The organism is Pararhizobium gei, assembly GCF_029223885.1.
GTDB classification, from domain to species: Bacteria; Pseudomonadota; Alphaproteobacteria; order Rhizobiales; family Rhizobiaceae; genus Pararhizobium; species Pararhizobium gei.
Window position 1 is genome coordinate 974,443 of the sequence record NZ_CP119409.1, and the last position, 23,030, is coordinate 997,472.

Consider the following 23,030-nt stretch of genomic DNA (forward strand, 5'->3'; position numbering starts at 1 on the left):
TTGGCTTACGGCACGGTATCCATTCCGAAATGATCGAGGATCAAGCGGATGTTGCGCTTGTGCGACTTGAAGTACAGATCGAAGACATCGCCCAGCACTGGCACGCTGCCGACTGCGGCGTCCACGCCCAGATTGTAGAGCATCCTGACCAGCTTGTGCTTCGGCACGCCAAGCTTGCGGGCCTCGTTGACGATCGCGAGCCCGATCAGGGCGCCGCTTGCATCTCCAACCACTGGAAGCAGCCCGAGTACGGAATCCGCTCCGAAACGAATATTGGTGCCGGGAATGCGAAGCGCCGTATCCATCAGGCGCGCCACCCCACTCAGGCGCCGCAGCCGGCGCAGGCGTTCCTCCGTTGCGAAAGCTTCCGGTTCGAGTTCATAGCGTGTCCCGCCCCGCGTACCGTTCATCTCGCACCCTTCCGTCAACATAATCACGACTGCCTCTGTTGGTCTGTTTCGACGATAACATCTCCCGAAGACGGGAAGTTCCGATTGTCGTCAAACCGTTCTCACATGCTGCGGCGGCCGGCAGAGCCCTGGCCTGCAAGTGATGGTGCTGTATGATCGAGCGCCAGATCGACGGCGCTGGCGAAACCGCTTTCAGAAGCCGGCTCGATATCTGTCGTACGGAGCAGGTGTAGGCCACCGTTTGGCCTAGTGCGTCATTCGGTCGCAATTCGTCTCGCAAGCCTTTTGGCACTGCCCTGTCGATGCCATCGCACAGAATCCGCAATACTGTTGAATTTACAAAACCGATCTGGTTATAAGACTTTGCTTGCCGACTGTGGCTCTGTCCTGCGTGCGGTGCCGAAGAGTGCCGCGCACGCATGGAATGAACCGCAGATATTTCCCTGGCCGGTAAACGGCGTTTTTAAAAATTGGGATTCCTGAAATATGATAAAAATTGCCATCGCGGGAACCGGATATGTTGGTCTTTCCAACGCGCTTCTTCTTGCTCAACATAATGAAGTTGTCGCTTACGATATCCTTTCCGACAAAGTGGACATGCTCAATCGGCGGCAGTCTCCGATTGTCGATGATGACATCGAAGAATATCTGAAGAACAAGCCGTTGAATTTCCGTGCGACCTTGGACAAGCATGACGCATTTGAGAAGGCGGACTATGTCATCATCGCGACGCCGACAAATTACGACACGGAGACCAACTACTTCGATACGCGATCGGTCGAAGCCGTTATTCGGGATGTGAAGGAGATAAATCCGACTGCCGTCATGATTGTCAAATCGACAGTCCCGGTTGGTTTCACCGATGGCGTGCGCAAGAAGCTTGATACCCAGAATGTGATCTTCTCGCCGGAATTTCTACGCGAAGGCCGCGCGCTTCACGACAATCTCTATCCGTCACGGATCGTGGTGGGTGAACAATCCGAGCGGGCAGAGATATTCTCAAGCCTTTTAAGGCAGGGAGCCATAAAGGCGGACATTCCCGTCCTGTTTACGGGATCGAGCGAGGCTGAGGCAGTCAAGCTGTTCGCGAACACGTTTCTTGCCATGCGCGTTGCCTATTTCAATGAATTGGACACCTATGCGGTCATTCACGGTCTGGACACACGGCAGATCATCGACGGGATCGGCCATGATCCAAGAATTGGCAGCCATTACAACAATCCATCCTTCGGATATGGCGGATATTGCCTGCCGAAAGACACAAAGCAGCTGCTTGCCAACTACAGCGAGGTGCCGCAGAACCTGATCCGCGCGATTGTGGAAGCCAACAGCACCCGCAAGGATTTCGTCGCCGACAGTATCATCAAGCGAAACCCGGCGGTGGTCGGCATCTACCGGCTTACCATGAAGGCCGGCTCGGATAATTTCAGAGATTCCTCTGTCCAGGGCGTCATAAAACGGATCAAGGCAAAGGGTATCGACGTTATAATTTACGAGCCGACCTACAAGGAAGCGGATTTCTTTCGCTCAAGGGTGGAGCCGGATTTTGCTTCTTTCAAGAGAGATGCCGACGTGATCGTTGCAAACCGCCTGACGGAAGAGCTGATGGATGTCAAGGACAAGGTCTATACACGCGACCTTTTTGGCGTAGATTAACGGCACGGTGCGTTCGTTTTTACGTGAAATGGCTTGGCGGCCATTGCAGTCATCTACTCGTCGCCGCCAGCCGACATGATCGACGGAACTGTCATCGATCAAGGTTTGCTTGGCCTTTGCTGGACTTTGTTCGAAACGGTAAGTATCGTGTTAAATTGACGTTAAATTTAGACCACAATTTTCTTTTCATCGCGCGTTGTTGTGACTGTTTTAAAGTGCCGTGACTATGTGGCGTGGACTTCCAGTTTAGGGGAATGGCTTGGATAATATGAGCGAGTTGAACAGCGTCGTTATCGGCAACATCGACAGCTTCGACGGTCGACAGATACGTGGCTGGGTGAGGCGCGAGGGGTGGGATATGCCGTTGGCCGTCGATATTTTTATCGATGGCCAGCTTCTGTTTCAGAGCGAATTTGCCGGTGTTTTCAGAGCAGATGTCGCCGACGCCGGCATTGGCGACGGATGTTTCGGTTTCGATTGCTCCATTGCCCAGGGATATGTATCGGAGGGGGAGGTCGCAAGCGTTTCGATAAGGCTGGCCGGCACGGACACCGAGGTCCTTTCAAAAATTTTCCAGGGTCCTTTCGCGGCGCCTGCAGATCCGGATCTGACGACATGGGCCGGCAATATAGACGGCGTTGCTGGTCGAAGAATCTTCGGTTGGCTCGCCGTTCCCGATAGCCTCGCCCCGCAGACATTCGATCTTTTTCTGGGTGAGACGCGTGTGCTTGAGGGATGCGTAGCAAACCTGTTCCGGGCGGATGTCTACGATGCCGGCATCGGCGATGGATATTGCGGTTTCGATCTGACGGTCATCGACGCTCCCCATTGCCCGGACGACCGTTTGCAAATTTCCCTGCGGGCGCCGCAGGACGGCACTATTCTCCTGCAAACGGTGATCGACGGTCATGTCTTCAAGGACATGTATGTTCTGAGACTTGATAAAACCGATGACACCTTCATCAAGGGCTGGTTTGTCAATGCCAACCGATCAAACGAAGTTTTCAACGTCGATCTCTTCGTGGACAATATTTTCTACAAGACCGTTTCCAACTCTGTTTCCAGAAAAGACCTTCTGAAAAAAGGGATTTCCGGCGGGCTTGGCGGGTTTTCGATCAGCAGCCCGATCCCCTATATGGGGCCTTCAGCACATTCCATTTTCTTCCGTTTTCCGGACGGTTCCGAATCTGCCGTTTTCAATATCGATAGAAAGACGAAGCGCCAGCGTTTTTTCCCCTCAGATCCCACCTTTATGCAGCGCGGCGTTACTGTGATCGTTCCGATCTACAACGCACCGGAAGATGTCCAGATCTGCATCGAGAGGCTGCTTGACTATACGCCCTCCTTCGCCAGCATTCTGCTGATCGATGATTGCTCTCCGGATCCCGCAGTTGGCACGATCCTGGCGAAGTACGACGGCACGCCTCGTCTGCGCATCGTGAAAAATGAAAAGAACCTGGGCTTTACACGCACAATCAATCGCGGGCTGGAAATATCCGGCGGCGATGACGTCATACTTCTCAATTCCGACGCCAGGGTAACGCCAGGCTGGTTGGAAGGAATGGTCGTGGCCGCAATGTCCTCACCGAGAATTGCGACCGTCACCGCCATGTCGGACAGAGCCGGCGCATTTTCCGCGCCGCGGATTGGAAACGACAATGCACTGCCGGAAGGCGTCGATGAAATAATGTACGCAAAGGCGTTCCGCCGGTCCAGTCTGGGGCTTTATCCCCAGGTCCCGACTGGCAACGGCTTCTGCATGTATGTCAGCCGCGCGGCGATAAAGGCGCTGGGGCCGTTGGACGCCGCTGCGTTTCCGCGCGGATATGGCGAGGAAAACGATTTCTGCATGCGTGCGCTGCGTGCTGGCTGGCGCAACATTATCGATGATCGAACCTATGTCTTTCACGAGCGCTCGAAAAGCTTCGGCGAGGCAAAAACCGATCTTCTTGCGGCCGGTCGTGCTGTCATCGACGAACGCTATCCGGAGTATAAAACGGCGATCACCGTTTTTCATACCGATGAGAAGATTTCTCTGGCGCGATACTACGGCGCCGTTGCGCTCAAGGAGTGCTTGAGCAGGGAGAAGATTCTTCCGCGCATTCTCTTTGTCGTGGCGACGCAGACCGGAGGTACGCCGCAGACAAACAGAGATCTTATGGAAGCATTGGGTGACGCGGCTGAGACCTATATGCTGAGATGCGACAGCAGCCTCCTCGAGTTGACCTGCATCTCTCACGGAACTGTGGAGGTTGTCAGGGAGCATAGACTAAGACAGGCTATCGAGCCGTTTTCGCATCGCTCGCCCGAATATGACGCTGTTGTCACGCAGTGGCTGTTCGATCTCGACATCGACCTTCTGCATATCCGCCATCTGGCGTGGCACAGCCTTTCCCTTCCCGAGATCGGCAAACAGCTTGGCAAGAAGGTGATCTTTTCTTTCCACGACTTTTACACTCTGACTCCGACGGTCAAATTGCTGGATGACACCGGGACGTTTCTTGGCGATACGTTTTTCCAGGAAGGTTCCATCTATCGCGACAACCTTTGGCCAGGTAGCCCGCTGCCGACCCCGAGGGGCAGTTGGGTGGACGCGTGGCGCCGGCGTTTCGCTGCTTCGCTTGAATGCTGTGACGCGCTGGTGACCACGTCAGACAGTGCGCGCGCCCTGATACTGGAAAAATTGCCGACACTGGACGCCGAACGATTTCTGGTCATTCCGCACGGTCGTGATTTCGCACGTTTCGACGAGGTGCGGACCAGGCCCGTTCATGGTGAGCCGGTCCGCCTGCTCATCCCCGGCAATATCAGCATGGCCAAGGGCCTGCAGGTGATCTTCGATTTGCTGGATCACGATACGGCCGGTCTGCTGGAATTCCACGTTCTCGGCAAGATGCAGTCATCTCATCCCCGCATCATCGCGCATGGCAAATATGATCGCGACGACTTTGCCCGGAAAGCGGCAATGACCCGGCCGCATATGGGCGCCGTGTTCTCGATCTGGGATGAAACATATTGCCATACGCTAACAGAACTCTGGTCAATCGGCGTTCCGGCAATCGTCTTTGATTTCCCGACACTCGCAGGGCGGGTCCGCAAAAGCGGCTGCGGCTGGGTCATGGATCATCACAACATCCCGGCTCTCTACGAAGAGATTTTGAGAGTGGCTTTCGACGGGCAGGAGCAGAACAAGGTCGCCACGGCCCTGAGTGACTGGCAAAGCGGCTACGGCGCTGCAAATTCAGTGCGGGTTATGGCGGCCCACTACCTGGATCTCTATCGCAAGCTGATCAAGAGCCAGTCGGTCAAGATCGACTCGCCGGCCACGTTGCGGGTCGGTGTCGTCTGCGAGGATACGCGTTTTCTGGCCGCAGGGGCTGCGGCGAGACCGGGCCGGATCGGTCAAGCCACACGCAACGGAATCGATCGGGACATCGTCTATATCGACATGACGGCGCAAACTCTCCTTGCCAACGCAAAAGAGAAGAACATCGATTGCATGGTGATCGAGCAGAACACAATCCCTCGGACGATGGTCAACGAATTGATTACCGTCTCGAAGCAGTTGAAAGTCCCCTATGTGATTGATTTGGCAAGGGATGTTTTCGACACATCGGAAGGTCCGGTCGATACCGTCGATTATATGCCATTTCTCGAAAAACTCATCGGCGCCGCATCCAAGGTCACAACGGCGACAGAGCACCTGTCGAAGAAAATACGTTCGGTCAATGAGAACGTTGCGGTACTTGCCGGGGCGATCGATGATCATATTCTCCGCGGGGACGGAGTGGCTCGCAGTGCTGACTCCTGTGTTCGGGCCATTTATGTCAACGAAGGTGACAATACATCCGGTCTCCAAGCGGTTCTGCCGGCACTCGACCTGATTGCAAGCGAACATGCCAACTTCCGTCTGGCTGTGTTGGGCGCTGGAGCAGACTACGAACTGCTGAGGGACAGGGCCGACTGGGTGGAATTCGTTCCGCTGATTGCCGGAGGTTCGGGGGCGGAGAATTACATATCCTACATCGAAAAGCGGGCTGCTAATGTCGATTTTGCGATCATGCCTTACACCGCTGCACCGGTAACCCAAAGCAAAGCGATGCAGAAGCTTTTGATTTTTGCTGCCTTCGGACTTCCGGTTCTGGCATCTTCGATCGGTATTTTTCCGACCGATGCGCCAGCGGTGAATTTTGTCGAAAGCCAGGATGACGAATGGGCAAAAGCTCTGGTGGAGAAGATCGGTTCTGTTCAGAGTGGATCGATCGACCGAACAGCGCAACGTGAATGGGTAAAACGACTCCATTCGTTGCAGGGCACTTGGATGGATTTCGATCATTTGATCGCTGATATCGTGAAGCCCAACGGTACAAGACATTGAGCGGCAAGATAATTCCGTGCGGGCGAGGGTACTGCCGGATGGGCGTGCAGCAGACAGCTCTTGCCGCCGCCCTCTCCTGCGACATTTTACCCAGTCTAATCGACCTGTTCGAACGAAGCCAATAGAAGCATATTCGGAAAATGGAGATGGTTATTTCAAATATTCCGCTAGTGAAACAACAGGGTAAAGATAATCAACTGGATATTGATCCGACTGTTCGTGGGGCAGGGGCAGTCATTACCATAACCGGGGATAACAACCACATATCCATCGGTCCGGGCGTGAACCTGAATACCACGAAGATCATGATCCGCGGCAGCAATTGCGTGGTCAGCATTCGCGAGAGATCGCGTTTCAAGAATGGCGTTTTATATCTTACGGACAGTGGAACCGAGTTTTACTGCGGGGTCGGGACGAGCTGGGAAAGCGGGCACATCCTTGTGCAGGAACGTTGCAAGATCACTCTTGGCGACGACTGCATGCTGTCCAACGGCATTATGATCCGCACCTCAGATAGTCACGGTATTTTCGATATGGACACCCGTGAGTTGGTCAATCCTGCCAGGGACGTGTCGGTAGGCGACCATGTCTGGATCGGCAATGGTGCGCGACTGAACAAGGGCGTGTCCATCGACAAGGGGTCCATCATCGCCCAGCTTTCCGTGGTCAGCGGTCAAATTGAAGCCAACTGTGTTGCAGCAGGAATCCCGGCCAAAGTTATCCGCAGAGGCGTCGTATGGTCACGATCGATGCAATTTCCGCTGGAGCAATTAGTCGCCGGGCATCCAGATTAATGGTGACGGGGGCGGATTGCAGGCTTTCGGAGCCTCTACCGTGCATGCGCGGGGTCTGTCAAAATTAACCTTTTGAGCGAACCATCTCAGGCGGCCCCTGCTGGGGCCGTCCACGCCGTTTTCGCGAACATTGGCTGTCCTGTTGGAAGCCTCTGCCAAACCCGCAGGTATTGCAATCACGTCACCGGGGCTTCGCGCAGTTCTCCGGGCGGGCGCCCGATTGCTCGACAGGGACATGGTGTCTGCGTCAAGCCAAGTATTCACCTGTTCGCCTGGCGAGAAAATGGCCCGAATTTGCATGCCGTCTTCGCTGGAACTGGATAAGAAGGCGCCGTATGGGAGATTGGGAATCGACCCTCCACCTTTGATCTCCGTCCTTTTGTCTGAAGCCGCAACTTGTATCGTTTGCCATCGTCCATCAATGCGGCCGGAGGCAAAGACCGCGTTTTTTCCATCGGCATTGAATCGGGTGAACAGGATGACCGGTACTCCAGTGTCCGAAATGGCCAATTTGGCATTGTTGACCAAACCCTGTCCTTCCCCCGGCAGATCCACTTTTTCCATCGCGCGCGGCGTCAGCGGACCTTCTGCTGTGCGGCGCCCGACCTGCCAGGTTTTGAAATCCCATGTTGCAGCATAGGTCACCGCGAAATTGGAGCTGACATCCATGGTGTGGCGCCACACCACGGCCACGTGGTAGAGGCCATTCTTGTCCTTTACAAACTCAGTTGGATAGGCACTGACGGCTTTTCGTCCGTCGCGGTCGGTGAAGACCGCAGGGAGCCGGTGCCATTTTCCGTCGGTCCACCGGTTGACCTGCCAGCTCCCGTCCCCGGACGTACCGCTGCGATACAGAAAAAGAAGGTTGCCTGCCCGGTCCTTCAGAAAATGGGGATAGGTCACACTCTCCTCGTCTTGTCCGGTCATCGGGATGAGTTTGATGCGGTCCAGATCCGATGCGGGACCTTGAGCATAGACCATGGGGTCTGCATGCATATTGCCCGAAATATGGGCTGTGCCATCGTCGCTGATAGCCAGGGTCAACGAATTATGGGCATCCCACCCATCGAACCTGGAGTCGAGGCTTTTTTCGCAAAGCGTGCCGTCTTTGGGATTGAACGATGCCAACCGAATGTAACGGTCGGGGCCGAAATAGGCGGTCAATAGAGCGCCGTCTTTGGTTGTGGCCGCGCCGATTCCGGTTCCGACACCGGACCAGGTTTCGCCAATTTGAACTTGCCCGGCTTCACCCGTTTGCGGCTTTGTACAAACCTGTGCACTTGCGTCGGGAGACAGCGCCATCGCTGTGTTTCCCGTCAGCAATAACGCCAACAGGGCGCCGTTTCGAACTGTCGTCATGGCAGCGACCTCCATGAGCCTATAATCATGGAAACCAATTGCTCAGTCATAATGGCTATTTTGTGCCCCATCGAGGCAAGGCAGCCAGAAGATGTGCCCGATGGCAATTCCTGACCGCGGAGCGGAGGGGCGCTTGCACGCCCCTCCGGTTGTCAGTTTCGCCGTCTCAGACGATCAGGAAGTCCGACGAGGTGAGGGACGGGCTTCCGCTCAATGTCGCGAACTGGGTCGCGCCGCCTGCACCATTGCCGTTGGTGTCGTAGAAGAGACCGCCGGTCGTGGTGTTGTAGACGATGAAGTCATTGCCGTCGCCGGCCGTACCGGAGGCGTTGGCAACAAAATTCGCCGCAGAGAGAGCGCCTGCCGGCAGAAGCGAGAAGATCGTGTTTTTCAGCGCGATCGTATCATTGTTGCCTGCCGCACCAGCAAAGCCGGTGATCGTGTCGACATTGTTGATGCTGCTCAGCGTCGTGTTGAAATAGTAGACGTCGTCTCCGTCGCCACCAATCAACGTGTCATTGCCGTTGCCGCCATTCAGCGTGTTGGCGCCAACATTGCCGATAATCTGTTGGCCGATGTTGTTGCCTGTCAGGTTCAAGGCAGTATTGCCTGTCGATGCTGCAAGGCGCAGAACCTCGACATACTGGTTGACGTCCAGACCATAGCTCACTGTGGAGACAACGGTGTCGGTGCCGTTTCCAGTCGCCTCGAGAACATCGTCGCCAGCTTCGGAAACGACATAGGTGTCGTCGCCGCCGCCGCCGGACATGGTATCGTTGCCGCCGTTGCCTGTCAGCACATTGCTGCCAGCATTGCCGGTCAGTTCGTTGTCGAACTGGTTGCCCTTGAGGTTGAGCGCAGTCGTGCCAGTGGACGCAGCAAGACGCAGGATTTCGATTTCCTGACCAGCCCCAAGTTCGAAGCTTACCGTGGAAACGATGGTATCGTTGCCTCCGGCAACCGATTCAAACACAGTGTCGCCGGTTTCCGTCACGACATAGGTGTCGTCTCCGCCAGCGCCGCGCATTTCATCGTTTGCACCGCCGCCCTTCAAGGTGTTCTTGCCGGCATTGCCGATCAACTGGTTGGCGAACTCGTTTCCGGAAATGTTCAGCGCCGTGGAGCCGGTGCTAAGGGCAAGCTGCAGGACTTCGATTTCCTGACCTGCTGCGAGACCGAAACTCGTCAACGAGACAACCCTGTCCGTACCACCGCCGACCGATTCGAAAACCTGGTCATTGAAAACGTCGACCACATAGATATCGTCGCCGCCGCCGCCCGTCATGCTGTCGACGCCGCCGCCGCCACTGAGCGTATTGGCGTTGCCGTCGCCGATGATAATGTCAGCGAAGCCGGTGCCGATGATCTTTTCGAAGCCAACCATGACCTCGGTGCTGCCGTTAAGGGAAACTGTACCGAGCCCAAGATCGAAAACGACGCCGTCTTCCAGGGAAAAGTTCTGCGACCAATCGATTGTGTCGATACCGTCTCCGCCGTCATGAACGTCGGAATTGATCGGTGACACCGCGATTAGCGTGTCATTGCCTTCGTCGCCGAAGTAGGAACGGATCTGCCCATTTTCGGTTATGATGTCATTGCCCGTCCAGCCATGAACGAATTCCGATTCATTGTCCGCCGTAAAGACGTCATCGCCGATCGTGCCGATCTGGTACTGATCCGGAGAGTAAACGCCCGGATTGTTCGGTTGATCGCGGAAATCAAGGATTTCCATGGCAATCTCGCCAAGGTCATTCTCGAAACTGATCGCAAGCCGGCCATCCGCCAGAATTGTAGCTGTCGGATTGGTAATGCTGAAGCCGGTTGCAATGGTGAAGACGTCACCGACGAGCGCGCCGGTTGACGAATGCCGCTCGATCTTGAGAGCGCCAACCTCGTCATCGTCATACACGACGGCAAAGCCGCCATCGGCAAGGGCCACGACAACCGGTTCGTTGTCACTATCCGTACTGCCGCCGGTTTCAATGTTCACGATCCCGCCGACAAGCGTGCCGTTGGCATCGAATATCTGGGCTTCGATGTCGGTGTCGCTATCCGAATTTTCCCACGCCACGACGAACCCGCCGCCGGTCAACGCGGTGATGCTGGGGTTCAGGTCCCCGTCCGTGTCGCCGCCCCCGGTCGAGGCGATCAATGTCGCTCCCTTAACATTTGCTCCGGTCGCGTCGAGAATGCGGAGGAAGATTTCGCTGGCTCCACCATTGGTGTGCGCTTCAGCGATGGCATAGTTGCCGTTGGAGAGTACGGTTATGTCAGGCGCAAAGTTCTGCCCGCCCGTGATCACGCTAAAAGCCGCGCTGGTGAACGTATTTGTCGTGCTGTCGTAGATCCGCCCCATTACCCTGCTGGTCGTCGCATCGATCGTTTCCTGCCACAAAATCAGCGCCGAGGTGGCGGAACTGACGGCGACGACCGGATCGAAAGCTGCCGGAGCGGCATTGACGTTCGAATCGAAGAAAACATTCACCGTCGCCTCGACCGTGCCGTTCGGCGTGAATTCAGTTAAGACGATATCGGTGAAGCCGCTGGATGTAATCCGTTCGTATGCAGCAAGGAAGCCGCCATTGGGCAATGCCGCCATATCGACGTCCTGCTCGGTTTCGCTACCGTCGCCATTGACGAGAAACTCGCCGCCGATGGCATTGCCGAGCGGATCATAAATCCGGCCGATAATGTCGTTGCCAGCGGGGGCGCCAACGCCGATATCCGAACTGGATGTCCAGGATACAAGGATATTGCCATTAGCCAGTTGAACGATGTTTGGATCGAACTGGCTGCCGTCCGTGTTCGAGTTTACAATAAACTCTTCGAGCCAGGTTACAGGTGTTGCAGGCATAAAATATCTCCTCAGATGATCTATAAATAGGGATCACGACGAAGCTTATTCCCGATCAGCAAATCAGAAACATATCGTGTGAACTCGTGTCTGCCATGTTACTTAGGTATTGTATGTTCCCGCAGTGACAGAATGAAATGATGCCATCAGCGGTTATATCTATGTCAAAGTCTTTTGACTGCCGAATACACATCCTGAAGCAGCTCGACATCAAAGCATCGAACTGACAAACATTATGGTGTGTTCAAAGTATTACGGAGCTAGTCAGTGTGATTGTTAGAGATGTCTACTAAATGTCATGAAAATATGAAAGATGAAGCGCTGATAGCGCCGCATTACAATAAAAAAGAACTCCTCATGAAATAGAATATTAGAATTATCGACTAAGCAATTTTAGTGAGCAAACCTTTAAACGCCTGACGTCGGCGCGTCAATATACCCAGCGCGCTAAAAATGAACAATCGTAAGTTTCATCCATTCCCACGCCAAATTCGGCAAGTGATTGTTAATAAATGGTTTTTTATGAAATTTGAAGATTTAAACTGATTTTTTTGATTTCAACTTGGCCGGTACGCGAACGAATCGCACCGGCCAAGCATCTCGTCCGCAATCATGACAAGCTTGGCCCGGTGCCGAAATTCACCGATATAAAAGTGGTCAGGCGTCCTGGCCTGCCTCTTCGCAATCCAGATCCATCAAGCGGCGTGAGAGAGCGCCGATCTTGTCCGCATTGTTTTGAGGCACCACGTCCGCCTTCCGTTCCAGAAACGCATGCGTACTCGTTTCGCAGTTCGCCAAAAAAGCCGACATGACTGTATCGACGGCTTTCACCGTGACATTCCGTTTGTCGGCTTCAAAGAAGTCCGCCGGCGCCTGCGGACCGGTGACGATCTCATAGGCTGGAAAGTAGGTGACCTGATCCATCTCGTTCGCAATCACCTCGGCGGCAACGCGCAAAACGGATTTGCTGTAGACCGTGGCAGGAAGGACATGGCGATCGGAGGCAGTCGCAACCAGCGGAACCGGGGAAACTGTCAAAAGAACGCGGACAGACGGATTGATGCGTCTTAGTACGGTTATGAAGTCCCGCAGATCGTCGGTAACTTCGGCAACCGTAAAGTTGACGAAGCCGTGCTTGCTGTCGTCATAGGTGCCCGCGATCGTGCCCGGGCAGGCAGGAAAGACCGCGCCATCGGCCTTGGAGATCCAGCCCTCGGTAAGGCCAAGCGTAAAGATCAGCACGTCGCATTCTTGAAAAGCGCGCAACGCGGCCTGGAGGTGCTGCTTCGTCAGGAGATCGAATTCTCGTTCGGTTCGCGCGCGGTACAGCAAACCGGGTCTGAACGGATCGATGATCCCGTCTGGCGTGACCCATCTGTCTTCGACGGGGGTAAATTCCCCCAGGCAACGTTTCAGCAACTGCAGCATCTGCCGGGCTGTATAAATATTGCCATATCCGGCACTGAATTTCGCGTAGCTCAAATTTTCAGTCGGGACTTCGCGAAAGATTGGGTGATTATATTCGGTGCGAAGATACTCGAAGCCATTTTTTTCGAGATACGGAACGAGATTTGCCGCGAAACAGCTGCCTGCGGTAACGATCTTGTCGCTGGACATCAGAAGAGGCTTTTCGGCATTTGGCGCCTGCGTTGCGTCGAACCCTTGCGATACGGCCCTGGACCAGAATTGTTTCGCGGGAAAGGTTTTATAGGGATGCATGACGACCTCCGCCGAATTGTACATTGAGATCTTGCGCTTGCGTCGCGGAAGCCTCGTTCAGGTATCGTTCCACATCCGCCACAAGAAGCTTTCCATAGTCGATATTGGCATGCGTGGCATCTTCTGCCCAGAGTTCCCTGCGCAGAAAGCCATCTTCGTCCTGTGCGCTGGCTGGCGAAGGCAGAAAAAAGACGCCGTGCTCCTCGGCAGCCAACCGGTAGATATCTTGAAGAAGCAACCATAGCTTGTACTGAAGCAAGAGTGGCGACAGTTCAACGGTCGATGCGTCCACCCCGGCTGATTCCATGGCGGTGCGGAAATGCCGTTCACGGGCAAGCACCTCGCGCAGGAACCCTATGTCGCCCTTTGGCGGGGGAGTGCCAGCAAATATAACCTGCGCTGCTTTAGCCTTGAGCAGCTTGAAGATGTTGTCGAGCTCCTCTTTCCCGCGGCTCAACTGTGCTCTCAAGGCATCTTCCGGAACGAGAAGTGCTGTTTCGTCAACGGAGAGCGAGGGATCCGTGCTGGAGACGAAATCAAACCTTTCGGGGCCGGCGATAAGATGTTGTGCGAGATGCTGATTGCCTTTCCACAAGAGGATCACGGTCTTGTTCTGCGCCACTTCGGCCAGCGAGTGCCAATAGGTGCGGCTTCGCGGCCATTCACCCGAGTAGGCCATCATGCTTTCATCGAAGCCCGCCATGGGCATGAGACTATTCTCGCCGCTATCCTTGTCGAGAAGCTTTACCCCAAGCGAAGTCAGATGCGAGTTTCCCGCAAAAATAATCGAACTGTCTGTCATGAACTGCCTCGCCTATCCGATGAAAGCCGCGATTGGCGAAACATTTGCCCTCTACGGTGTTATCAACGGTATCTAATTTCCAGCCGATAGATCCTTGAATACCTACCGACTCTGGTTTCCGAACTGGACAACCACCATACGAGAATGACGCCGTTTGGCAAGCGACGCAATATTGGCATCAGGTTGCTGACCCCGGCTGCAGGAGATCTTCCCGTTTATCCACGTAAAAATTCGCGTCCGCTAATTTGTCAGTCGCTGGGCCCCATATACCCAAAATTCTCAAGCGAACTGGCCGCTCGGACCTATCCTTTTGCGGAGGCGTTCAAGGCTGATCCAGGATCTTGCGAACTTTGGAGGCGAGATCCTCGATGTTGAAAGGCTTGGTCAGGAGCTGGGTGCCGGCTTCGAGAACGCCGTTGTGGACGATCGCGTTGCGGGTATAGCCGGTCGTATACAGTACCCTCAACTGGGGATCGCGTGCCCGCAACCGATCGACGAGCATGCGTCCGGACATACCGGGCATGACGACGTCCGTGAACAGCAGCGACACGCGCTGGCCGTCCTCGAACATTTTCAGCGCATCGAAAGGCCCCTGAGCTTCAATGACGGTATAGCCCAATTCCCGCAAGGCTTCTGCCGAGACGGCACGGACCCGCTCCTCGTCCTCGACAACCAGGATCACTTCATCGACATGACCGCCGACAATCTCCTTGTCCTTCGGGGTCGGCGGGCGCTCGGCGGCATCACCGTAGTAGCGCGGCAGGTAGATCTTGATCGTCGATCCCAAGCCGACTTCCGAGTAAATCTTCACGTTGCCGCCGGATTGCCGAACGAACCCATAGACCTGGCTCAGCCCGAGCCCTGTTCCCTTGCCCACATCCTTGGTCGTGAAAAAGGGATCGAACGCGCGCGACATAATGTCCGGGGTCATGCCGGTGCCGGTGTCTGTGACGGCGATCAGAACATATTGACCAGCAGACAGGGCGTGATCCTCCGCGTAACTGTCATCGATATAGGCATTCGATGTCTCGATCGTGAGACGCCCGCCCCCCGGCATGGCATCGCGTGCGTTGACGCAAAGATTGAGCAGGGTGCTTTCCAGCTGCCCCGGATCGACGTTCACATCCCAGAGACCGGCCGCCAGCACGGTCTCCATCTGAATGGTCTCTCCAAGCGTTCTCGCCAGCAAGTCACTCATGCCGCTGACGAGGCGATTGGCGCCAAACGGTTCCGGCGATAGCGGCTGGCGTCTGGAAAAGGCCAGAAGGCGTTGCGTCAGCCCGGCGGCCCGCTGGGCTGCGTCCATGGCGCCTTCAACGAAGCGCCCGACGTTGTAGTCGCCCTTCTGCAGACGCCGCTGCAGGATATTGAGGCCGCCGATCACAACAGCGAGCATATTGTTGAAGTCATGAGCAATGCCGCCGGTCAATTGCCCGACAGCTTCCATCTTCTGAACCTGCCTTAACTGGTCCTCCGCCTTGCTGCGCTCGGCGACCTCTGTCTCGACACGGTCTTCGAGGGTTGCATTGAGCGCCTGCAGCGCGGCTTCCGCGCGCCGTCTTTCCGCGAGTTCAAGTTCTACCTTCTGGAACAGTCTCGCATTATCGATTGCCGTCGCGGCGTGACCTGCAATACCGAGTAGCGCCTGTTCGTGTTCAGGCATGAACCGGCCGGTCTCCTCGTGTCCGAAAAACAGGCCGCCGAGAACCTCTCCGGAGCGTGATATGACCGGAACGGCAAGATAGGAGCGCACGGGCAGATGCCCTTTGGGCATGCCCTGGTTCGGCGCATTCCTGCCGTAGCGGGGATCGGCAAGAATGTCATCGGAGCGGATAACGCCGGTTCCAAGAAAGGTGGGCTTGAAGATCTCGGTTGCCCGCGGCATCGGATATTCGTCGAAGGCCGACCGCGGCGCGCCGGAGAGCGCATACAGCATGTAGCTGCCGCCTTGCGCATCGAGGACATTATAGAAAAATGCGCCAAACTGCGCGCCGGACAGTTCGACACCGGCATCCGTCACCGTCTGGACGATTTTTTCCAGGTTGAGCTCCGCGGCGACAACAGCGCCCGTCTCGTTCATGATCTTCAGATGCCGCTCGGCTTTCTTGCGAGCGGATATATCCCGCAAGGTTCCGATAAAGCGGACGGCCTTGCCATTCTCGAAAAGAACATTGCCGTGTGCGGCGAGCCAGCGCTTCTTGCCGTCTTCCAGGCCTATTGATCGATATTCCGTTTCAAAACGGCTTTGAGCCGGAGAGGCCAGCGCGGTACGCACGGCTTCATCGACCCGGTCGCGGTCGTCGGGATGAAGACCCGCCAGGAACGTGCCTTCATAGGAAACCAGTCGGTCCGGCGACAGACCGAACAGCGCCTTGCAACGCGCGTCCCAACTCAGTGTGCCACTGTTCAAATCATAATCCCAGGTGCCGATGGAAGCGGCACTGGTGGCCAGTTGCAGCCTCTCGGCTATGCTCCTCGCGTTCGTTTCTGAGCGCGCCCGTTCGATGTGAGCCCAAGACCGCTCCGCGACCTCATTGAGCAATGCCAGCTCCCGGTCGTTCCACAGCCGGGGCGCGGCATCGTGAATGGCCATCAAAGCCGTCAGACGACCCTCTTTGATCAACGGCATGCAAATCGTTGCGGTAATGCCGATGCTGCGGAATGTTGCCGCCTCTTCCGGTGCAAGTTCCAACCGATTGTCCTGAATGACCAGGGGTTTTCCAGCATGCAGGTTTGCAACTGCCAGCGCGCCGAATGCGGTCAGGCTGTAGTAGCCGCGAATGCTCTCGGAACCTTGAGCACTCCAGTCACCACGGATGGTGAAGTGGTCCCCGTCCTCCTCCATGTCGGCATAAGCGCAAATCGAAACACCCAAGTGCTCACCGACCATCCGCGTGGTCGTCGCAAGAATTGTGTCTGCATCGGTGCTTCTTGCCGTCTCCCGACTGAGGCTGTCGAGGAAGCGCAGGCGGGCCTCGTTTTCCGTCAGCGCCGCTTCGGCCCGCCGCCGTTCGACGGCGGTTCGCGTCCGCTCCGCGACCTGACGGATGAAGCTCAGTTCGTCATCGGTCCAGACCCGGGGCAGGGTATGGTTGAGATAAAGAAGAGCGACAAGGCCGCCTTGCTCGGTAACCGGCATATTGACGAAGGAATGCGCGCTGATTGCCTTGAGCGATTGCGCGTTTGCCGCCGTGCGCGGATCCTCGTCGGCGTTGCCGCAGATGACGGTTTCCCCGCGTTTCAGTTCTTCTATGTAGGAACCATAATCCCGAAAGTGGAGCGTGCCGGCGAGCGTTTTGATACCGGGAGCGTTCCAATCCCTCTCGATATGAATTGTCTCCCGGCGCTTATCGATCGTGCCGTAGCCGGCGCGGCTGACGCCGATTTCGCGCCCGAGGATTTCCGCTGCGGCATAGGCGAGTTCGTCCGGATCCTCAACATTGCGAATGAGATCTTCCAGCGCCGCGAGGGCCGTCGTGCGTTGTTGCGTGCGCTGCAACCCGGTAACGTCGAAGCCCTCGCAGAATATGCCGGTGATGCCGCCGTCCCTGTCATGGACCGGAGTAAAGAGGAAGGTAAAATAGCCCGTTTCCTCCGGCAGTTCTGCGGCACGGCGATAACGGACTTTGACAGCCTGAGCCGGGTAGCTCTCGCCCGTCTTGTAGACATGGTCGAGCAGTTCGAAAAACCCCTGTCCTTCTATGCTCGGAAAAGCCTCGCGGATCGGCCTGCCTGACCATTCGTGGCTATTGAAAACGGCCTCGTGTGCATCGTTGACGAAATCGACATGATGGTGCGGCCCGCGCGTGACGATGATGAATCCGGCAGACTGGGCAGACCAGTTAGCCCGTTGAATTCCCAACCCGGCTTTGCCTCCGGCGGCAGGAAAATCATCACTCCCTTCTGTCAATGGCCGCGCTCCCGTCCTCGCACTTTCGCTGAACTAGATGGAGAAGGAACGGTATTTGACAAGCGCTGCAAATACAAAAAATACGATGGAAGACAAGGGTTCGCGCGGGACTGCATCTTCGTATGTCCAGCACGCTGCATATCACCGGCTATTGAAAGATCCATTGCCCTCTCTATGTCTCAAAAGCGCAAATCATTGTGGCCAACACATTGCGATTGTGGATGTAAACAGGGGATTTTTGTGAAGGCGCGAACGGGTGTAGACGGACTTGACGATATATTGGTCGGTGGCTTGGCGAAGGGACACGTGTTCCTTCTGGAAGGCAACCCCGGCACTGGCAAGACAACGATTGCATTGCAGTTTCTTTTGTCCGGAGCGCAGGATGGTGAGCGTGGACTTTACGTGACACTGTCGGAAACCGAACAGGAACTGCGTGGCGGAGCTGCGTCCCACAATTTGGTCATCGACGACAATGTCGAGATTTTCGAACTGACGCCGCCCGAATCGCTGCTCGACCCGGAAAATCAACAAAGCCTGCTTTACTCGTCCGACCTTGAGTTGGGTGAGACGACCAAACTCATTCTGGACGCTTTCGATCGCGTGAAGCCCCACCGTCTCGTGATCGACAGCCTGTCGGAAATTCGTCTTCTCGCCCAGAACTCACTGCGATATAGGCGGCAAATTCTTGCGCTGAAGCATTTCTTCGCCAGAAAGAACGCGACCGTTCTCCTGTTGGACGATCTCACCTCCGATGCGCATGACAAGACCGTTCACAGTGTTGTCCATGGTGTCGTTCGTCTTGAGGAACTCGCGCCCAATTACGGGCCCGAGAGACGCCGGCTGCGCATCCTCAAATATCGCGGACAGGCCTACCGTGGCGGTTTCCATGATTTCGCGATCAAGGCAGGGGGCGTCAAAGTCTACCCCCGTCTCATCGCCGCCGAGCATCGAAAGGATTTCAACCGCGACCCGCGATCGACAGGCGTGCCGGAACTCGATGCTCTGCTTGGCGGCGGAGTCGAGAACGGGTCGAGCACGCTGATACTTGGGCCGAGCGGCACCGGTAAAAGCCTGTTTTGCAGCCAGTTCGTGGCGGCCGCTGTGCGGCGCGGCGAGAAGGCGGCCTTTTTCGTCTTCGATGAGGAACTTGGTCTGCTCTTTTCGCGCATGCGGGTCTTGGGCATTGATCTCGAAGCCATGCGCGATGAAGGCATGCTGCATATCGAGCAGCTGGACGCGGTCGAACTGTCTCCCGGCGAGTTCACGCAACGGGTCCGCGATTGCGTCGATCGGCTCAACGCGAAGACCGTCGTGGTCGACAGTCTCAACGGCTATCAGGCCTCTATGCCCGAAGAAAACGCCTTGATCCTGCATTTGCATGAGCTCTTGCAATATCTGAACCGGCAGGGCGCGAATACGTTTCTCACCGTCGCGCAACACGGTTTGGTCGGGGACATGAAATCGCCTGTCGACGTGACCTACCTGGCCGACACCGTTGTGCTGCTCCGATACTTCGAAGCGATAGGCAGGGTGCGGCGCGCCGTATCGGTCTTTAAGAAACGCACCGGACTGCATGAGGATACGATCCGCGAATTTACCATTGGCAAGGGCGGCCTGAAATTGGGTGAGCCTTTGAACGAGTTCCAGGGGGTACTTCGCGGTATTCCCTCTTTCGTTGGGAAAGCCGGTCCGCTTATGGCTGCCTCCAGCGCGAGTGACGACAATCAGTAGCGGCAGGACAACGTCAGCACTCATTCTGGCGCCGCAGGGACGGGATGCCCATGTTGCCGAAAACCTGCTCCGGGAACTTGATATATCCTGCGAAATCGCCGGCGATCTGGCCTCTTTCAGTGCCCTTCTTGGTGACGATGTCTGGTTCGCCGTTGTTACCGAAGAGGCTTTGCGTTTTGGTGATCTCAGGCAGATCACCGCATGGATCGAGAGCCAGCCGAGCTGGTCCGACCTTCCCTTTATCGTTCTGACACATCGCGGCGGCGGCGCCGAGCGCAATCCGGCTGCCACCAAATTGTTTGAGTTGCTGGGAAATGTGACCTTTCTGGAGAGGCCGTTCAGTGCCCTGACCTTTGCCAGTGTGGCGCGCACCGCCAGAAAGGGTCGCCGCCGGCAATTCGAGGCCCGCTCGCGGATCGAGGAATTGCGCGAAGGCGAGGAGCGGCTGAAGACAGCGCTGGTGGCAGGCAGGCTCGGAACATGGGAGCTGGATGTGGACGGCAAGAGCCTGCTGATGTCCGATACCTGCAAGGCTGTTTTCGGGCGGCAGCCCGACGATGATTTTGATTTTGAGGCGGTGGTTGCTGCGCTGCATCCGGAAGACAGGGATAGGATTCTGGAAACTGCAGAACGCAGTGTGAGCCTTGGGATCGATTACGCCGTCGAACACCGGACAATTTGGCCCAATGGCACGGTCCACTGGACGGAGGTACGGGCCCGCGTCGTGAAGGATAAGTTTGGCCGACCGAGTCGCCTCACCGGCGTTGCCTCGGACATCACCAGCCGGAAGCTCTATGAAGATCACCTTCGTCATCTGAACGATACACTGGAGGAACGGGTTACCCAGCGGACGGCAGAACTGCGGCAGGCGCACGAAACGCTGCTGGCGGAAGTTGCCCAGCGCGAACGCGCAGAGGAACAATTGCGCCACGCTCAGAAGATGGAGGCGATCGGTCAACTGACCGGTGGCGTCGCACATGATTTCAACAATCTCCTGATGGCCGTTCTCGGCAATATCGAACTCCTGCAAAAGCAGCTAGCCGGCGATCCAAAGGCCAAGCGGCTTCTCGATGGTGCGATGCAGGGAGCCAAGCGGGGGGCGGCGTTGACGCAGAGATTGCTGGCATTTGCGCGCAAGCAGGACTTGCACGTGGAGCCAGTGGACATGGCAGGGCTGCTTCACGGCATGACCGATCTGCTGGAGCGTTCGGTGGGAGCGTCGATCCACATTGACTGGAGTATTCCCGCCGCTTTGCCCCATGCACTCGTTGATGGCAACCAGGTGGAGCTCGCGCTGCTCAATCTTGCGGTCAATGCGCGTGATGCGATGCCGAATGGGGGGCAATTGCGGTTGGAACTTGATATAGTGGAGGGCGGGATATCCAGCCGTGCTGCACCTGGTCGCTACCTGCGCGTTGCCGTGACGGATACGGGACACGGCATGGATGCCGAAACGCTGGAAAAGGCGATCGATCCATTTTTTTCCACCAAGGAACTGGGTAAGGGAACGGGCCTCGGTTTATCGATGATCCATGGCCTGGCGGTACAACTGAACGGCGCCTTCCATCTCGCAAGCACCCCCGGCAAGGGAACACGCGCCGAACTCTGGTTTCCGGCCACCGACGAGAAGCAAATGAAAAACGACGGCGAAATTCCGCAGGAGCAACACGCTGTGCATGCCAGAATATTGATTGTCGATGACGACGCCCTCATCGCGATGAGCACCGTTGACATGCTGGAAGATCTTGGCCACGAGGTCATTGAAGCGAACTCAGGAGAGCGAGCGCTCGAGATATTGGCCGGTGATGACCGTATCGACCTGATGATTACCGACTATTCAATGCCAGGTATGAACGGGGCTCAATTGGCTAAGGCGGCGCTGGAATTGAAGCCCAAGCTGCCCATTCTCGTTGCAACCGGCTACGCGGATCTTCCTCCGGGTGCCGGTATCGACCTACCCCGGTTGGGCAAGCCCTATACACAGGAGCAGATGGCGACTGAAATCGTCAAGGTACTGCAGCGCTGAATATCTTGGGAAGGCCCGCCACTGCGGCGGGCCAAAGGGGCGACGAAGTCAGCCATGTCGGACGGGATGCCGGCCCTTGGCGGACATCAAAAGATCGAGCTCGATAGACGAAGGGCCGAAACGCTTGAACAGGGCCTCTGCCTCTTCCGGGTCAAGGCCGTATTTTTCCTGAAACTCTTCAAGAGTATAAGGCTTGCCGCGAACAAGCCTTGGTCTGCTGCGCACTTCCCTCGATTGCATTACCAGAACCTGCGCGGCGGCGGAGCCAGTTGTTGTTCAGCCGATCGAAATCCTGCGGCATGCCCCAAAAGATAGCCCGCGATACCGACGACTGCGATGAGCAGACTGAATGAATGGGGATGTTCGGCGGCGACAGCCTTGACCGCCACAGCCTCGTTCTTCACCGCTTTTGCAACATCCGCCGCTCGTCCTGATGAACTGGCGTCGTCCTGGGTTTTGCCCGGCAAGTCCGGGCGAAATTCCGTTTTGTCTGGCATTGTTTGTCTCCGGTTGGTGAAACGAAAAAACAGCTGGAGAGCTATTCTGTTCCATGGAAAGACAAACTTTAAACCGCCGGCTCGTGCGCAACCGCTGGAACCATTAGGCGAGATTCCAATTGTTTCGTCAGGATGCAGGTCATGTCAAGCCGACCTGACGGAGATGGTGAACATGGCGGTTTTTCGGCTTTCTCGTCATGGCCAACGAAACGGCAGTCGAGCACCCGACCTGTCTGGCCTGCATCCGCTCTCCGAGCTATTGTTCATTCCGATATCCGCAACCTCTGTGTGGAGTGGCAGTGGACAAAGCGCGTTTCTTCAGTCGTCCGGCACATCTTGTCGCCCCTGATCTGATCGGTGCGACTCTTCTGCTTGATGGCGTCGGTGGTTTCATTGTCGAGACCGAGGCCTATGCCGCAACGGATCCTGCGTCTCATAGCTTCGCAGGGCAAACGCCGCGCAACCGCTCCATGTTCGGGCCACCGGCGCATATCTACGTTTATCGGTCCTATGGCATCCACTGGTGCCTCAATTTCGTTTGCGAAACCGGCAGCGCCGTCCTCATCCGCGCCATCGAACCGACAAAGGGACTGCAGATCATGCGGGAGCGGCGGCGTGTCGATGCTGTCAGGCTCCTCTGCAGCGGACCCGGAAGAGTGTGTCAGGCATTGGCCATCACGGGAGAAATGGACGGAACAAGCCTCGATCAGCGGCGCATCGACCTGAGATTGCCGGACGCCGCGCCACGCGTGGTTGTCGGCAAGCGCATCGGCATCAGCAAGGGCGCGGATATGCCGTGGCGCTTCGGGTTGAAGGATTCGCCGATGGCCAGCCGAAAATTCTAGGGGTTGATTTTCCTCTTGCGATAAAGCTTCGAACAAGGAACCTGTGTGA

At 56.3% G+C, this 23,030-nt stretch carries 15 protein-coding genes; 6 read left to right on the forward strand and 9 right to left on the reverse strand.

The window, feature by feature from the left end:
- Positions 1 to 5: 5 nt before the first annotated feature.
- Positions 6 to 410, reverse strand: coding sequence for a DUF4112 domain-containing protein (locus PY308_RS04585; protein ID WP_275788718.1), 405 nt, complete (start codon positions 408 to 410; stop codon positions 6 to 8).
- Between the two features lie 486 nt (positions 411 to 896).
- On the opposite strand from PY308_RS04585, the gene PY308_RS04590 reads away from it, so the two are divergent.
- The 3 genes from PY308_RS04590 (at position 897) to PY308_RS04600 (ending at position 7,238) form a co-directional block, all read left to right on the forward strand.
- Positions 897 to 2,066 (forward strand): nucleotide sugar dehydrogenase, encoded by a 1,170-nt coding sequence (locus PY308_RS04590; RefSeq protein ID WP_275788721.1) that lies wholly within the window; start codon positions 897 to 899, stop codon positions 2,064 to 2,066.
- 268 nt (positions 2,067 to 2,334) lie between these two features.
- Positions 2,335 to 6,444: a glycosyltransferase gene (locus PY308_RS04595; protein WP_275788724.1), complete on the forward strand. Its 4,110-nt coding sequence runs from the start codon at positions 2,335 to 2,337 to the stop codon at positions 6,442 to 6,444.
- Positions 6,445 to 6,590: 146 nt separating this feature from the next.
- Positions 6,591 to 7,238, forward strand: a complete 648-nt coding sequence (locus tag PY308_RS04600) for an acyltransferase (RefSeq protein WP_275788728.1) — start codon at positions 6,591 to 6,593, stop codon at positions 7,236 to 7,238.
- Here PY308_RS04600 and PY308_RS04605 read toward each other — a convergent pair.
- The 5 genes from PY308_RS04605 to PY308_RS04625 all read right to left on the reverse strand — a co-directional run bounded on the left by PY308_RS04605 (position 7,215) and on the right by PY308_RS04625 (position 17,882).
- Positions 7,215 to 8,597, reverse strand: a complete 1,383-nt coding sequence (locus tag PY308_RS04605) for a BNR-4 repeat-containing protein (RefSeq protein ID WP_275788731.1) — start codon at positions 8,595 to 8,597, stop codon at positions 7,215 to 7,217. The genes PY308_RS04600 and PY308_RS04605 overlap by 24 nt on opposite strands.
- A 166-nt stretch (positions 8,598 to 8,763) precedes the next feature.
- Positions 8,764 to 11,451 carry a beta strand repeat-containing protein gene (locus tag PY308_RS04610; protein ID WP_275788733.1) on the reverse strand — a complete coding sequence of 896 codons (2,688 nt, stop codon included), beginning with the start codon at positions 11,449 to 11,451 and terminating at the stop codon, positions 8,764 to 8,766.
- A gap of 657 nt (positions 11,452 to 12,108) precedes the next feature.
- A complete protein-coding gene (locus PY308_RS04615; RefSeq protein ID WP_275788736.1) occupies positions 12,109 to 13,170 on the reverse strand; it encodes a GSCFA domain-containing protein in 1,062 nt (353 codons plus the stop codon).
- The gene (locus tag PY308_RS04620; protein ID WP_275788738.1) at positions 13,157 to 13,873 is read right to left on the reverse strand and encodes a hypothetical protein; all 717 of its coding nucleotides are present in this window, start codon (positions 13,871 to 13,873) and stop codon (positions 13,157 to 13,159) included. Before PY308_RS04620 ends, PY308_RS04615 begins: the two co-directional genes overlap by 14 nt.
- Positions 13,874 to 14,294: 421 nt before the next feature.
- Entirely contained in the window at positions 14,295 to 17,882 is a 3,588-nt protein-coding gene (locus tag PY308_RS04625) for a GAF domain-containing protein (protein ID WP_275788740.1), read from the reverse strand.
- Positions 17,883 to 18,122: 240 nt separating this feature from the next.
- Here PY308_RS04625 and PY308_RS04630 point away from each other — a divergent pair, with 240 nt between their 5' ends.
- Positions 18,123 to 19,613 (forward strand): ATPase domain-containing protein, encoded by a 1,491-nt coding sequence (locus PY308_RS04630; protein WP_275788743.1) that lies wholly within the window; start codon positions 18,123 to 18,125, stop codon positions 19,611 to 19,613.
- Between the two features lie 13 nt (positions 19,614 to 19,626).
- On the opposite strand, the gene PY308_RS04635 is transcribed toward PY308_RS04630, so the two are convergent.
- Complete coding sequence (locus tag PY308_RS04635) at positions 19,627 to 20,010, reverse strand: hypothetical protein (RefSeq protein ID WP_275788746.1); 384 nt, start codon at positions 20,008 to 20,010, stop codon at positions 19,627 to 19,629.
- A 63-nt stretch (positions 20,011 to 20,073) separates the two neighbouring features.
- On the opposite strand from PY308_RS04635, the gene PY308_RS04640 reads away from it, so the two are divergent.
- On the forward strand, positions 20,074 to 21,639 hold the full coding sequence (locus PY308_RS04640; RefSeq protein WP_275788749.1) for a PAS domain-containing hybrid sensor histidine kinase/response regulator: 1,566 nt from the start codon (positions 20,074 to 20,076) through the stop codon (positions 21,637 to 21,639).
- A 48-nt stretch (positions 21,640 to 21,687) separates the two neighbouring features.
- On the opposite strand, the gene PY308_RS04645 is transcribed toward PY308_RS04640, so the two are convergent.
- Both PY308_RS04645 and PY308_RS04650 read right to left on the reverse strand, forming a co-directional pair.
- Positions 21,688 to 21,879, reverse strand: coding sequence for a hypothetical protein (locus PY308_RS04645; protein WP_275788752.1), 192 nt, complete (start codon positions 21,877 to 21,879; stop codon positions 21,688 to 21,690).
- A complete protein-coding gene (locus tag PY308_RS04650) occupies positions 21,879 to 22,136 on the reverse strand; it encodes a hypothetical protein (RefSeq protein WP_275788756.1) in 258 nt (85 codons plus the stop codon). The genes PY308_RS04645 and PY308_RS04650 overlap by 1 nt, the downstream gene beginning before the upstream one ends.
- A gap of 299 nt (positions 22,137 to 22,435) precedes the next feature.
- Between PY308_RS04650 and PY308_RS04655 the strand changes: the two genes are divergently transcribed.
- Complete coding sequence (locus tag PY308_RS04655; protein ID WP_434064198.1) at positions 22,436 to 22,981, forward strand: DNA-3-methyladenine glycosylase; 546 nt, start codon at positions 22,436 to 22,438, stop codon at positions 22,979 to 22,981.
- The last annotated feature ends 49 nt before the right edge of the window (positions 22,982 to 23,030 follow it).

Excerpts from the sequence above, each read along its gene's own strand:
- PY308_RS04585 (WP_275788718.1), bottom strand. The coding sequence starts at position 410 with ATGAACGGTACGCGGGGCGGGACACGCTATGAACTCGAACCGGAAGCT.
- PY308_RS04590 (WP_275788721.1), top strand. The coding sequence starts at position 897 with ATGATAAAAATTGCCATCGCGGGAACCGGATATGTTGGTCTTTCCAAC.
- PY308_RS04595 (WP_275788724.1), top strand. The coding sequence starts at position 2,335 with ATGAGCGAGTTGAACAGCGTCGTTATCGGCAACATCGACAGCTTCGAC.
- PY308_RS04600 (WP_275788728.1), top strand. The coding sequence starts at position 6,591 with ATGGTTATTTCAAATATTCCGCTAGTGAAACAACAGGGTAAAGATAAT.
- PY308_RS04605 (WP_275788731.1), bottom strand. The coding sequence starts at position 8,597 with ATGACGACAGTTCGAAACGGCGCCCTGTTGGCGTTATTGCTGACGGGA.
- PY308_RS04610 (WP_275788733.1), bottom strand. The coding sequence starts at position 11,451 with ATGCCTGCAACACCTGTAACCTGGCTCGAAGAGTTTATTGTAAACTCG.
- PY308_RS04615 (WP_275788736.1), bottom strand. The coding sequence starts at position 13,170 with ATGCATCCCTATAAAACCTTTCCCGCGAAACAATTCTGGTCCAGGGCC.
- PY308_RS04620 (WP_275788738.1), bottom strand. The coding sequence starts at position 13,873 with ATGGCGGGCTTCGATGAAAGCATGATGGCCTACTCGGGTGAATGGCCG.
- PY308_RS04645 (WP_275788752.1), bottom strand. The coding sequence starts at position 21,879 with ATGCAATCGAGGGAAGTGCGCAGCAGACCAAGGCTTGTTCGCGGCAAG.
- PY308_RS04650 (WP_275788756.1), bottom strand. The coding sequence starts at position 22,136 with ATGCCAGACAAAACGGAATTTCGCCCGGACTTGCCGGGCAAAACCCAG.